The organism is Spongiibacter sp., from assembly GCF_041602295.1.
Lineage (GTDB): Bacteria > Pseudomonadota > Gammaproteobacteria > Pseudomonadales > Spongiibacteraceae > Spongiibacter.
Window position 1 is genome coordinate 15,661 of record NZ_JBFIGO010000033.1, and the last position, 11,997, is coordinate 27,657.

Sequence of the window (11,997 nt, forward strand, 5' to 3'; positions counted from 1 at the left end):
GGCCAATCCCCAAAAAAATATTCAAATAACACCCTTTGTTTTTTCGCTTCTGCTTAACTCGTCGAGCACGTATCGACTGCTATTGCGTCGTTCCTGCGTCTCGCCCAAGCCTTATCTCATTAAAGCCAACAATCCTAAACCTATGAATCTTACTGACCTTAAAACCAAGCCTGCCCAAGAACTGCTGGAAATTGCCAAGGAAATCGGCCTCGACAATATCGCCCGATCTCGCAAGCAAGACATTATTTTCTCCATACTCAAGCGCCACGCAAAAAGCGGTGAAGACATTCACGGCGACGGCGTACTGGAGATCCTGCAGGATGGCTTTGGTTTTCTGCGCTCGGCTGACTGCTCCTACCTGGCCGGCCCCGACGACATTTACGTTTCGCCCAGCCAGATTCGCCGCTTTAATCTGCGCACCGGCGACAGCATCGCCGGCAAGATTCGCCCCCCCAAAGAGGGTGAGCGCTACTTTGCCCTGCTGAAGGTCGACCAGGTCAACTTTACCCGACCCGAGCAGTCCAAAAACAAGGTGTTGTTCGAAAACCTCACGCCGCTGTTCCCCAACGAGCGGCTGACCCTGGAACTGGGCAACGGCTCAACCGAAGACCTCACTGGTCGTATCATCGATTTGGCCGCCCCCATCGGCAAAGGCCAGCGCGGCTTGATTGTGGCGCCGCCAAAAGCCGGTAAGACACTGATGTTGCAGAATATTGCCCAGAGCATTATTCGCAACAACCCCGAGTGTTACGTCATCGTGCTGCTGATCGACGAGCGCCCGGAAGAAGTGACCGAAATGCAGCGCTCGGTCGGTGCCCGCGGCGCCGAAGTGGTCGCCTCTACCTTCGACGAACCACCGGCGCGTCACGTTCAGGTGGCGGAAATGGTGATCGAAAAGGCCAAGCGTCTGGTCGAGCACAAAAAAGATGTGGTGATCCTGCTCGACTCCATCACCCGTCTGGCCCGCGCCTACAACACCATCGTACCCAGCTCCGGCAAGGTACTGACCGGCGGTGTCGACGCCCACGCCCTGGAGCGCCCCAAGCGTTTCTTCGGCGCCGCGCGTAATGTCGAGGAGGGTGGCAGCCTGTCGATTATCGCCACCGCACTGATCGACACCGGCTCAAAAATGGACGAAGTTATCTACGAAGAATTCAAGGGCACCGGCAACAACGAGCTGCACCTGGATCGCAAGATTGCCGAAAAGCGCGTCTATCCGGCCATCAATATCCGCCGCAGCGGTACCCGCCGCGAAGAGCTGCTGACCAATGAAGAAGAGCTGTCGCGGATGTGGATTCTGCGCAAGCTGCTGCACGGTATGGAAGACACCGGCGCCATCGAGTTCCTGATCGACAAGCTGAAAGACACCAAAACCAACGGCGAATTCTTCGACTCCATGAAGCGCAAGTAAGGCCGCTGACGGGGGCCGTCGCCTTGGCGACCCCCGCCCTGCCCGCCGGGCACCGGACAGCTCACTATGAAGCACAAAGACCTCCGCGAGTTTCTCGACCACCTTGAAAAACAGGGCGAGCTGAAACGCATCAGCTACCCGGTTGACCCCAATCTGGAAATGACCGAGATCTGCGACCGCGTATTGCGCGCCGGTGGCCCCGCCCTGTTGTTTGAAAACCCCAAGGGTTATTCGGTGCCGGTGCTGGCCAATTTATTCGGCACCGAAAAGCGCGTCGCCATGGGCATGGGCCAAGACAGCATCGAGGCCCTGCACGAAGTCGGCGAGCTGCTGGCGTTTTTGCGCCAACCCGACCCCCCCAAGGGCCTGCGCGACGCCTGGAGCAAACTGCCGGTGTTCAAGCAGGTGCTCAATATGGGCCCCAAACTGGTGTCCAAGGCGGTCTGCCAGCAAAAAATTATCGAGGGCGACGCGGTCAATCTGCACCTGCTGCCCATTCAAACCTGCTGGCCGGAAGATGCCGCGCCGCTGATTACCTGGCCGCTGGTGATTACCCGCGGGCCCAACAAAGAGCGGCAGAATCTCGGCATTTACCGCATGCAGTTGCTCGGCAAAAACAAGCTGATCATGCGCTGGCTGTCGCACCGCGGCGGCGCGCTGGACTTTCAGGAGTTCAAGGCGGCCCATCCCGGGGAAAAATTTCCGGTGTCGGTGGCCCTCGGCGCCGATCCGGCCACCACCCTCGGCGCCGTCACGCCGATCCCCGACACCCTCAGTGAATACGCCTTTGCCGGCCTGCTGCGCGGCGAAAAAACCGAGCTGGTGAAAAGCCTGAGCAACGAGCTGCAGGTGCCGGCCAACGCCGAGTTTATTCTCGAGGGCTATATCGACCCCGAGGAAATGGCCGACGAGGGCCCCTACGGCGACCACACCGGCTACTACAACGAAGTCGATCGCTTTCCGGTGTTTACCGTTACCCATATCAGCCACCGCAAAAATCCGATTTACCACAGCACCTATACCGGCCGCCCGCCCGATGAGCCGGCGGTATTGGGGGTGGCCCTGAACGAAGTGCTGGTGCCGCTGCTGCGCCGCCAGTTCCCGGAGATCGTCGACTTTTATCTGCCGCCGGAAGGCTGCTCCTACCGCATGGCGGTGGTGACGATCAAAAAGGAATACCCCGGACACGCCAAGCGGGTGATGTTTGGCGTGTGGTCCTTCCTGCGCCAGTTCATGTACACCAAGTTTGTGATTATCTGCGACGACGACGTCAACGCCCGCGACTGGAACGACGTGGTCTGGGCCATTACCACCCGCATGGACCCCCAGCGCGACACGGTAATGGTGGAAAACACTCCCATCGACTACCTCGACTTCGCCTCGCCGGTGTCGGGGCTGGGCTCGAAAATGGGTATGGACGCCACCAATAAGTGGCCCGGCGAAACCGACCGCGAATGGGGCAAGCCCATTGCCAAGGACCCTGCCGTGGTGAAGAAGATCGACGACATCTGGTCGGAGCTGGGGCTGGAATGATCGCCCCGGCCTCGCTGCCACCGCTGTCGCTGTATATCCATATTCCCTGGTGCGTGCGCAAATGCCCCTACTGCGACTTTAACTCCCACGCCCAGCAGGGCGAGCTGCCCGAGGCGGCCTATGTTGCCGCCATGCTAGAAGACCTGGATCAGGATCTGGCCTATGTGCAGGGCCGCCCCATCCAGTCGATCTTTATCGGCGGCGGCACCCCCAGCCTGTTTTCGGCCGCGGCCTATGCCGAGCTATTTGCCGGTCTGCGCCAGCGCCTGGTGTTTGCCGACGATATTGAAATCACCCTCGAGGCCAACCCCGGCACTCTGGAACAGGGCCGCTTTGCCGCCTATCGCGCGCTGGGCATCAACCGCCTGTCGATTGGTGTACAGAGTTTCGACCCCGCCCAGCTGCACAAGCTGGGCCGTATTCACAGCAGCGGCGACGCCCTGCACGCCATTGCCAGTGCCCGCGACGCCGGTTACGATAATTTCAATGTCGACCTGATGCACGGCCTCAGTGGCCAGAGTCAGGCCGAGGCGCTGGCCGACCTGCAACAGGCCATCGACGCCGGCGCGCCGCATATCAGCTGGTATCAGCTGACCATCGAGGCCAATACCGAATTCTACAAACGCCCGCCCGAACTGCCCCAGGAAAACGACATGCTGGCCATGCAGCGCGCCGGCTTTGAACTGCTGGCCGCGGCCGGTTTTCAGCGCTACGAGGTTTCCGCCTTTGCCCGCCCCGGTCACCGCGCCCGTCACAATATTAACTACTGGCAGTTTGGCGATTATCTGGCGCTGGGCGCCGGCGCCCACGGCAAGATCAGCGACGGTGCCGGCGTGCTGCGCTATCAAAAAACCCGCAAGCCCGAGGACTACCTCAGCCGCGCGCCGTCGCGCAGCAGCGCCCAGCAGCGGGTCGCCGAGGCCGACCTGCCCTTTGAATTCATGATGAACGCCCTGCGCCTGCGCGGCGGCGTGCCGCGCGTCCTGTTTAGCCAGCGCACCGGGTTGGACTGGTCGGTGATCGGTGCCCAAGTGGCGGCGCTGAGCGAACGCGATTTGTTGATTAACGATGGCAGTATGCTGCGCTGCAGCGAGCGCGGCTTTGCCTTTATCGACAGTATTCTCAGCGAGTTTCTGGGCAGCGAGTAAGCGGCCTTGTAACAGCATGGTCATATAACTTGTATAGTGTTCGAGCAGCTGTCATTTTTTGTTGGGTGCTACTATGCCGAAGCCACTATCGCGCCGTTCCTTCCTGTTAAATAGTCTTGCCGCCGCCGGGGCCGTTGGCGCCACCAATTTTCTCACCGCCTGTGGTGACAGCCCTAGCCGGGCTGGCGCGGCACTGCCTATCCACTGCGGCTCGCTGGCGAATATTGGTCCGCTGCAGGCCGCCGATGACCACGGCATCCAATTGCCCGCGGGCTTTTCCGCGAGAATTGTCGCGGTTTCAGGTCAGGAGGTGATGACCACCGATGGTGCGGGCACGGCTTACGTCTGGCATCCGGCGCCGGACGGCTCGGCTACCTTTGCCCTTCCCGATGGCGGCTGGGTGCTGGTCTCTAATCGCGAACGGGTGCCCGACGGCGGCGCCGGGGCGATGCGTTTCGATGCCAAAGGCAATATTGTCGATGCCTATGAGATCCTGTCGCTGACGCGGCAGAACTGCGCCGGCGGCAAAACTCCCTGGAACAGCTGGTTGTCCTGCGAAGAACAGCCCGACGGCCGGGTCTATGAATGCGACCCGTATGGCGTAGACGCCGCGGTGGTCAAACCGGCGCTGGGCAGTTTTTCTCACGAGGCAGTGGCTGTCGATCCGCTAAAAAAAGTGCTGTATCTCACCGAAGACTTTCCCACCGGCTATTTCTACCGTTTTGTCCCCGACGACTGGCAGGGCGAGCGTCCGTCCCTGAACTCGGGCCGCCTGCAGGTGGCCAAATTGCTGGGCGCCGCCAATGAGCGGGACTTTGTCGCGCTGGAGTGGCTCGATGTGCCGGAACCGACGCTGCCCTCCCAGACACAATTTCTCGATTCGCTGGGCGCCAGTCAGTTTAATGGCGGCGAGGGCCTGTGGTACCAAGACGGTCTGGTGTACTTCACCACCAAGGGCGACAACCGGGTGTGGTTGCTGGATTCGGCCGCTGACAAACTGATGATTGTCTACGACCAGGCTACCGCCGCCGAGGGCCAAAACTTTTTAGCGGGGGTAGACAATGTGGTGATCGCGCCCTCGGGCGATGTGCTGATTGCTGAAGATGGCGACGATATGCAGTTGGTGGTGCTGACCCCCGAGCGCAAAATTATTCCCCTGCTGCGTTTCGACGGTCAGCCGGCCTCCGAAGTAACCGGCCCGTGTTTTAGTCCCGACGGCCGCCGTTTATATGTTAATTCTCAGCGCGGACCCGCGGGTCAGGGCGGTATTAACAGCAGCGACGGGGTGACCTATGAAATCACTGGCTTCGACAAGCTGGCAGCTTGTTGACAGGTCTGTCACGCAGTGGCCGGCGGCGAATATGGCCGTGACGCCGGCAGCTCTGTTGGTCTCTGTCAACAGACTTTAGCCGCGGTTTTTATATTAATTTCTGCTGGATATTCCCTTAATAGAAGAAAATTTTTTCACTCTAACGCATTGAGTGATACGTGATAATTTATCATCGGTATTTACATATCGTGCCAGCCAAATATTCTGTGTAGCGTAATTGACTCAAGGGTGTGTAAACCACGGTAGTTAGATAGCCTCTGCTACCGGAAGCCAGGAGGCTCGAATGAGTGATAGGACGTTACTAGAGGCGGCATTGGATGCAAGCTCCGAAGGCGTGTTAATTCTGTCGGTCAAAAATGGCATCGCCGGAGCTGTGGAGTATGTAAACCGGGCTTTTGAAAAAATCTCGGGCTACGACAGCGAAGAGCTGCTGGGCAAGGATATAGAGTTTTTGCGCAGGCTGACCATCGACAAAGATGTTGGCAATAAAATACGCCAGGCGATCGCCTCGCGCAGCAGTGTCAGCTTGCAGTTAAATCTTCGCGCCAAAGACAGCGCCGTATTTCAAGGTTGCATGAGTATTTCGCCGGTGTTCGATCGGCGCGCCCGTCTCAGCCACCTGATATTTGTCTGTCACGATATCAGCGAGTTAATGAACTACAAGTTTGCCGTAGAGAGCCGCAACCGCGAGCTGGCGAACGCCAATGATCTGCTGCAGGAACTGGTGGTTCACGACCCCATGACCAACTTGTACAACCGCCGGTTTTTCGATACAGAGCTGGACCGCATGATCGCCTTTCATCAGCGCCGCGGTTTGCTGATTAATCTGGCATTTTTCGACGTCGATTACTTTAAACGCTATAACGACCGCTACGGACACTTTGCTGGCGACGGCGCCTTGAAACGTGTCGCCCAGGAAATTCAGCGCAATTTTTCCCGCGCCGGTGACATTGTGGCGCGCTATGGCGGCGAGGAATTTGTTGTGCTGTCTTCAGCTGACGCCGACACGGATGCGTTTATGCAGCACGTTGAAGATGTGCGTAAAGGCGTTGAAGCACTCGGCCTGCCCCATCTCGATTCTAAAGCCGCCAAGGTCATTACGGTTAGCGCCGGGGTTAACTCTAGTGTTCCCAGCAAGAGCTGTACTTCGCGCAGCGTGGTGAATGCTGCGGACCACGCCATGTACCTCGCCAAGCAACAGGGACGCAATCGCATTGCTATTACACCCCGCCTGGAACTGGCCGGGGCGCAATAGCGCTGTGCCAAGGTGCTTGTGTATTTTATGTGCTAAGCATCGGGTGAGGTCGCGTTTTTTGCCGCTATTCCCCGCCGAGAAGAACATTTAACAGATTGTCTTGAAAGTTGATGTTGCTGGTCAGCCGGTCGTGTTTTTCGCAGAGAAAAAATGAATAGGCCAGTGGGAAAAAACTATAGCGATGGCGGGGCACCGTCGGGTCCAGGGCATTGCGCGCCAGCAGCGAGGGTTTGGTGACCGCGCCATCGCCCGGTTCTAACATGGCGCGGCTATAGTCGACGCCGGCCAGCGGCGCGGCGATGTCGCTCGGCCGCAGCCGAATGACCGACTCCCCCGCGACTTCTTCTACCAGTACCCGCGCCGGGGTCATTGTGCAGTCGCCGCCAAACACGATCAGCTTGATCGGCGTTTGCGGCAGCGGCACGGTCAGCGACCAGACAAAGCGTCGCGCCCGCTCCAGGCGTTTCTCAAACCAGCGGTGCAAGGTCTGCAGATAGTCCGGGTCGGGATGGTGGCGCTGAATACGGGCAATCACCTTGGGGTCGAACACCGACCACTGAAAGCGCCGCCAAATTTCTACGTCGAACAGGTCGCGCGCCAGCGGCTCGCCGTCGCGGGTAATCAGCCAGGGGCTAATCGGGTGGGGGAACAGTTGGAAGGTGCTGGGCATAGTCGCCAGCACCTCATTGGGAATGGTCCTGACCACGCGCCTGCCGTTGAGAAAACCGTGCAGGGTTTGCACCGCGCCGAGATTCGGCGTGCCCAGCAGTATCACCTTGTTGACCTTCTGCGCCCCGGCCAGGCTCACCGGAAAGTCGTTGTCATCCAGCACGTCGGCGCTGCCGTAGCGCAGAAAATAGCGGGTGATCAGCCCGCCCATGCTGTGGGCAATAATATTCACCTTGAGTTCCGGCTGGCCGTAGTCGCGGCGAATTTGCGCGATTAATGCGTCCAGTGCGCGGGCCGCTTGCACATTGTCCTGACGCCAGTCGTAGGCCAGCACATAGTAGTGGCGGCCGGGGCGCGACAGCGGCTGGCCGGGGCGGCGCCGGGTGAATCCACCGGCCTGTTCCAGGGTGTCGATCAGCGGGCGGTAGTAGTCGCGGCCCAGCGCGGTTTCGGTCAGGCCAACGGCCTGGTAGTTGTCGGCTACCGGTTCCAGTGTGTGCGGGTCAATGTTCAGCGCGAGGTCGCGGTAGTTACTGCTGAGAATGCGCCACCAATTGCCCGGCCACACTTCTTCGCCGCTCACCCGGTCGCGCAGCCGCGAACCGCTAAGGCCGGGAATAATAATCAGCGGCAGCTGGGGCTGCTCTGCCGAGGCGTGGTAGCGGTACAGCTGTTGCAAGTCCGGGCGCGCCGTGCCACTGCAGGCCAGCAGTAGCAGCAGGGCGGAGACCAGGGCGCTAAATTGCAGGGCGGCTTTCATGGAGTGTAATTATAGGTCAGTGGGCGCGGCCCGGCGGCGGCACTTGTGCGGGTTGCCAGCAGCCGTCATTATCGCTGACTTATGCCCCTACTCTGTCGCGTCCAAGGAGCCGCCATGAACTACTGCCCACAGTGTGCCAGCCCCATTGCCGAGGTGCTGATCGACAACGAAATCCGCAGCGGCTGCCCCGACCGCAGCTGTGGCTATGTGCACTTCAACAACCCGGTGCCGGTGGTGGCGATGATTGTCGAGGTAGAGGGCGGGGTGGTGCTGGCCCACAACGTCAGCTGGCCGCAGCAGTTCTATTCGATCATTACCGGCTTTTTAGAGGCCGGCGAAGACCCGCTGGACTGCGCCCGGCGCGAAACCCTGGAAGAATTGAATCTGCACGCACTGGACACCCAGCTGGTGGGCGTCTATCCCTTTGCCCAACAGAATCAGGTGATTATTGCCTACCACGTCAAGGCGGCGGGCGACATCCAGCTCAACCACGAGCTGGACGACTACAAAATTGTGCCCATCGACAAGCTCAAGGGCTGGAATATGGGCACCGGGCTGGCCATTGAGGACTGGCTGAAAAGCCGCCGCTAGCGGCGCGCCCACTATTCCTCGCTGGTGGTGCCGCGGTCTTTTTCCGCCTCGTTTTTGGCGATCACCCGCGCCGCTTCCAGCTCCTCGGTCAGGCGGCCCAGCTCCACCTTAACCGCTTCGCGGGCCTCGCCTTCCAGCGGCTCTTCCTCACTTTTCAGCTGGGCTTTCAGCGCGGTTGTTTTCGCTTCCAGTGCCGCCACGGCGCTGGTCAGCTCCGCCTTGTTAAACAGCAGTTCCTCGGCGCGGCCATCGGTATTTTCTTCTTTTTTGTGGCGGCGCTTGTCGGGAATCAGCTTGTCGGCGGGGTCCAGCAGCCGCTGGTTCATAAAGTTGGGCGACACAATTTCAATGCCGGCCTCGTGCAGGGCGTCCAGCATGCGGCCGCGCAGTTTGGAGCGCGCGCTCACCAGCAGGCCGGCTTCCTCCAGCCAGCCATTGGCGCGATAGGTAATGGAAAAATCCCCCAGTTCGCGAATCTGTACAAAGCCATCGCTCAGCTCCGCCTGCTCAATGGCGACCAGCAGCGCTGCCTCCACATCGCGGCGGTCCACGTCGTAGCCCAGCGACACCTCGGCGCTGATCACCGTGCCCGAGGCGCGCACCACATTGTAGGGTTCCTGCACCAGCAGCAGATTGGGTACGGTGACCAGCTCGCTGGTCTCGTTCTGAATCTCCACATGCAGCAGGCCGCGCTGGCTCACCCGGCCCAGCTCGTCGCGAAACTCGATATAGTCGCCGGCCTTAAAGCTGTTGACCGTGCGCAGCATAAAGCCGGCCATTAAATTGCCCATCACCGAGGTCGACGACAGCGCGATGGCCGCCGAGGCCAGCAGGCCAATCAGCGAAAACAGCTGGCCGCGCAACTCGCTGTCCATCGGCAGCGTGGCCACCAGCATCACCAGTCCCAGCAGCCGGAAGATCAGCCGCGTGCCCTGCTCGCGATAGCGGGTGTCGGCGCCGTGTTCCTTCTGCACGCTGAACACCTGGCGGGTAAACAGCCAGGCCAGCGTCAGCAACAGCATGGCCACCAGCGCCGGCAGCCACTGGCTCAGCCAGTCGGGAAATGCGCCGGGGGCGACGTCGAAAGCCTGTTCCATAGTGCGCTCTTCAGTCAATAATTTGTGCTGCTCAGTGTAGAGTGCCGCGCGGCCGGCGCATAGTGCTGCGGGCGTGCCGGCAGGGCGCGGCGATCGTCGCGCACAGCCGTAGGGGGAGCGCACCGGCCTGTGTTAAACTCAAGGGCTTCACTGGAGAGACGATTCAACAAGAGGTCAGCATGCCTGCATACCGTTCCAAAACCTCCACCGCCGGCCGCAATATGGCAGGTGCCCGGGCGCTGTGGCGCGCCACCGGCATGAAAGACGATGATTTCAACAAGCCGATCATCGCCATCGCCAACTCCTTTACCCAGTTTGTGCCGGGCCATGTTCACCTTAAGGACATGGGCCAGCTGGTCGCCCGCGAGATCGAGAAAGTGGGCGGCGTCGCCAAAGAATTCAACACCATCGCCGTCGACGACGGTATCGCCATGGGCCACGACGGCATGCTCTACAGCCTGCCGAGCCGCGACATCATCGCCGACTCGGTGGAATACATGGTCAACGCCCACTGCGCCGACGCCATTGTGTGTATCTCCAACTGCGACAAAATCACCCCGGGAATGTTAATGGCCGCCATGCGCCTCAATATTCCGGTGATCTTTGTTTCCGGTGGGCCGATGGAAGCCGGTAAAACCAAGTTGTCGGAACACAAACTCGACCTGGTCGACGCCATGGTCATCGCCGTTGACGAAAACGCCGACGACGAAACCGTGGCCGAGTACGAGCGCTCTGCCTGCCCGACCTGCGGCAGCTGCTCGGGCATGTTTACCGCCAACTCGATGAACTGCCTCACCGAGGCGCTGGGCCTGTCGCTGCCCGGCAACGGTTCGCTGCTGGCCACCCACGCCGACCGCGAAAAACTGTTCCTGGAAGCCGGCCGCCGCATTGTCGAGCTGGCCAAGCGCTACTACGAAGAAGACGACGACAGCGTGCTGCCGCGCAACATCGCCAACCGCGACGCCTTCAACAACGCCATGGCGCTGGACATCGCCATGGGCGGTTCCACCAACACCATTCTCCACCTGCTGGCCGCCGCCCAGGAAGCCGAGCTGGACTTCGGCATGAAAGACATCGACGAGCTGTCGCGCCGCGTGCCCCAGCTGTGTAAGGTCGCGCCCAACACCCCGCTTTACCACATGGAAGACGTGCACCGCGCCGGCGGCGTCATGGCGATTCTCGGCGAGCTGGCCCGCGCCGACCTGCTCAACACCGGCCTGCCCACCGTGCACGCCAGCAGCCTGGCCTCGGCCCTGCAAACCTGGGACATTATGGTCACCGATAACGACGCGGTGAAAACCTTTTACAAGGCCGGCCCGGCGGGCATTCCCACGCAAACCGCCTTCAGCCAGGACACCCGCTGGCCGTCGCTGGATGCCGACCGCGAAAACGGCTGCATTCGCTCCCTCGACCACGCCTTCTCGCTGGAAGGCGGTCTGGCGGTGCTGCACGGCAACATCGCCGAAGACGGCTGCGTAGTGAAAACCTCCGGTGTCGATGAAAGCATTCTGATCTTTGAGGGCCCCGCCCACATCTGCGAAAGCCAGGAAGACGCCGTCGACGACATCCTCAACGACCGCGTAAAAGCCGGCGATGTGGTCATCGTGCGCTACGAGGGCCCCAAAGGCGGCCCCGGCATGCAGGAAATGCTCTACCCCACCAGCTACATCAAATCCAAGGGGCTGGGCAAAGCCTGCGCGCTGCTCACCGACGGCCGCTTCTCCGGCGGTACCTCGGGCCTGTCTATCGGCCACGCCTCCCCCGAGGCGGCGGCTGGCGGCGCCATTGGTCTGGTCGAACAGGGCGACATCATTCGCATCGACATTCCGGCGCGCACCATCAATGTGCTGCTCGACGACGCCGAGCTGGCCAAGCGCCGCAAGGCCATGGACGCCAAGGGCGCCGATGGCTGGAAGCCGGTTAAAGAGCGTCCGCGCAAGGTGTCGGCGGCATTGAGGGCCTATGCCAAAATGGCGACCAGTGCCGACAAAGGCGCGGTGCGGGATGTAGATCAACTGTAAGTGCTTACTCACGGGAGGGTGCAATGCCCTCCCGTGTTTTCCTCTCTGTTCTCCCCCTTTCCTTTGTTTTACATCGTTTGGCTTTGCTGGCTGGTTTCTGCTGGTGGGTTTTTGGGTGGGTGCTTGGTCGTGGCTTCTGGTTTAAGAGCGCTGTTTGTTTTGTGTGGGTAAGGGTTGCTGCG

Annotated in this window: 9 protein-coding genes; 7 read left to right on the forward strand and 2 right to left on the reverse strand. The window is 60.4% G+C overall.

The genetic code is table 11. From position 1 onward, the window contains the following. Positions 1–142: 142 nt before the first annotated feature. The 5 genes from rho to ABYM29_RS07725 all read left to right on the forward strand — a co-directional run bounded on the left by rho (position 143) and on the right by ABYM29_RS07725 (position 6,677). Positions 143–1,411, forward strand: coding sequence for a transcription termination factor Rho (gene rho, locus ABYM29_RS07705; protein ID WP_372864147.1), 1,269 nt, complete (start codon positions 143–145; stop codon positions 1,409–1,411). A 66-nt stretch (positions 1,412–1,477) separates the two neighbouring features. Continuing rightward, positions 1,478–2,944 (forward strand): 4-hydroxy-3-polyprenylbenzoate decarboxylase, encoded by a 1,467-nt coding sequence (ubiD, locus tag ABYM29_RS07710; protein ID WP_372864148.1) that lies wholly within the window; start codon positions 1,478–1,480, stop codon positions 2,942–2,944. Further along, on the forward strand, positions 2,941–4,092 hold the full coding sequence (hemW, locus tag ABYM29_RS07715; RefSeq protein WP_372864149.1) for a radical SAM family heme chaperone HemW: 1,152 nt from the start codon (positions 2,941–2,943) through the stop codon (positions 4,090–4,092). Before ubiD ends, hemW begins: the two co-directional genes overlap by 4 nt. A gap of 73 nt (positions 4,093–4,165) precedes the next feature. Further along, on the forward strand, positions 4,166–5,422 hold the full coding sequence (locus tag ABYM29_RS07720; protein WP_372864150.1) for an alkaline phosphatase PhoX: 1,257 nt from the start codon (positions 4,166–4,168) through the stop codon (positions 5,420–5,422). 283 nt (positions 5,423–5,705) lie between these two features. Beyond that, positions 5,706–6,677, forward strand: a complete 972-nt coding sequence (locus tag ABYM29_RS07725; RefSeq protein ID WP_372864151.1) for a sensor domain-containing diguanylate cyclase — start codon at positions 5,706–5,708, stop codon at positions 6,675–6,677. Between the two features lie 64 nt (positions 6,678–6,741). On the opposite strand, the gene ABYM29_RS07730 is transcribed toward ABYM29_RS07725, so the two are convergent. Beyond that, positions 6,742–8,106, reverse strand: coding sequence for a hypothetical protein (locus tag ABYM29_RS07730; RefSeq protein WP_372864152.1), 1,365 nt, complete (start codon positions 8,104–8,106; stop codon positions 6,742–6,744). Positions 8,107–8,220: 114 nt separating this feature from the next. Here ABYM29_RS07730 and ABYM29_RS07735 point away from each other — a divergent pair, with 114 nt between their 5' ends. After that, positions 8,221–8,697 carry an NUDIX domain-containing protein gene (locus ABYM29_RS07735; protein ID WP_372864153.1) on the forward strand — a complete coding sequence of 159 codons (477 nt, stop codon included), beginning with the start codon at positions 8,221–8,223 and terminating at the stop codon, positions 8,695–8,697. A gap of 11 nt (positions 8,698–8,708) precedes the next feature. Here ABYM29_RS07735 and ABYM29_RS07740 read toward each other — a convergent pair whose 3' ends face one another. Beyond that, positions 8,709–9,794, reverse strand: coding sequence for a mechanosensitive ion channel family protein (locus tag ABYM29_RS07740; protein ID WP_372864154.1), 1,086 nt, complete (start codon positions 9,792–9,794; stop codon positions 8,709–8,711). Between the two features lie 179 nt (positions 9,795–9,973). Between ABYM29_RS07740 and ilvD the strand changes: the two genes are divergently transcribed. Next, positions 9,974–11,815 (forward strand): dihydroxy-acid dehydratase, encoded by a 1,842-nt coding sequence (ilvD, locus tag ABYM29_RS07745; RefSeq protein ID WP_372864155.1) that lies wholly within the window; start codon positions 9,974–9,976, stop codon positions 11,813–11,815. Positions 11,816–11,997 lie beyond the last annotated feature (182 nt).

Bases quoted from the DNA above. Each gene is read 5' to 3' on its own strand.
- hemW (WP_372864149.1), top strand. From the start codon at position 2,941: ATGATCGCCCCGGCCTCGCTGCCACCGCTGTCGCTGTATATCCATATT.
- ABYM29_RS07740 (WP_372864154.1), bottom strand. From the start codon at position 9,794: ATGGAACAGGCTTTCGACGTCGCCCCCGGCGCATTTCCCGACTGGCTG.
- ABYM29_RS07730 (WP_372864152.1), bottom strand. From the start codon at position 8,106: ATGAAAGCCGCCCTGCAATTTAGCGCCCTGGTCTCCGCCCTGCTGCTA.
- ubiD (WP_372864148.1), top strand. From the start codon at position 1,478: ATGAAGCACAAAGACCTCCGCGAGTTTCTCGACCACCTTGAAAAACAG.
- rho (WP_372864147.1), top strand. From the start codon at position 143: ATGAATCTTACTGACCTTAAAACCAAGCCTGCCCAAGAACTGCTGGAA.
- ABYM29_RS07725 (WP_372864151.1), top strand. From the start codon at position 5,706: ATGAGTGATAGGACGTTACTAGAGGCGGCATTGGATGCAAGCTCCGAA.
- ABYM29_RS07735 (WP_372864153.1), top strand. From the start codon at position 8,221: ATGAACTACTGCCCACAGTGTGCCAGCCCCATTGCCGAGGTGCTGATC.
- ilvD (WP_372864155.1), top strand. From the start codon at position 9,974: ATGCCTGCATACCGTTCCAAAACCTCCACCGCCGGCCGCAATATGGCA.
- ABYM29_RS07720 (WP_372864150.1), top strand. From the start codon at position 4,166: ATGCCGAAGCCACTATCGCGCCGTTCCTTCCTGTTAAATAGTCTTGCC.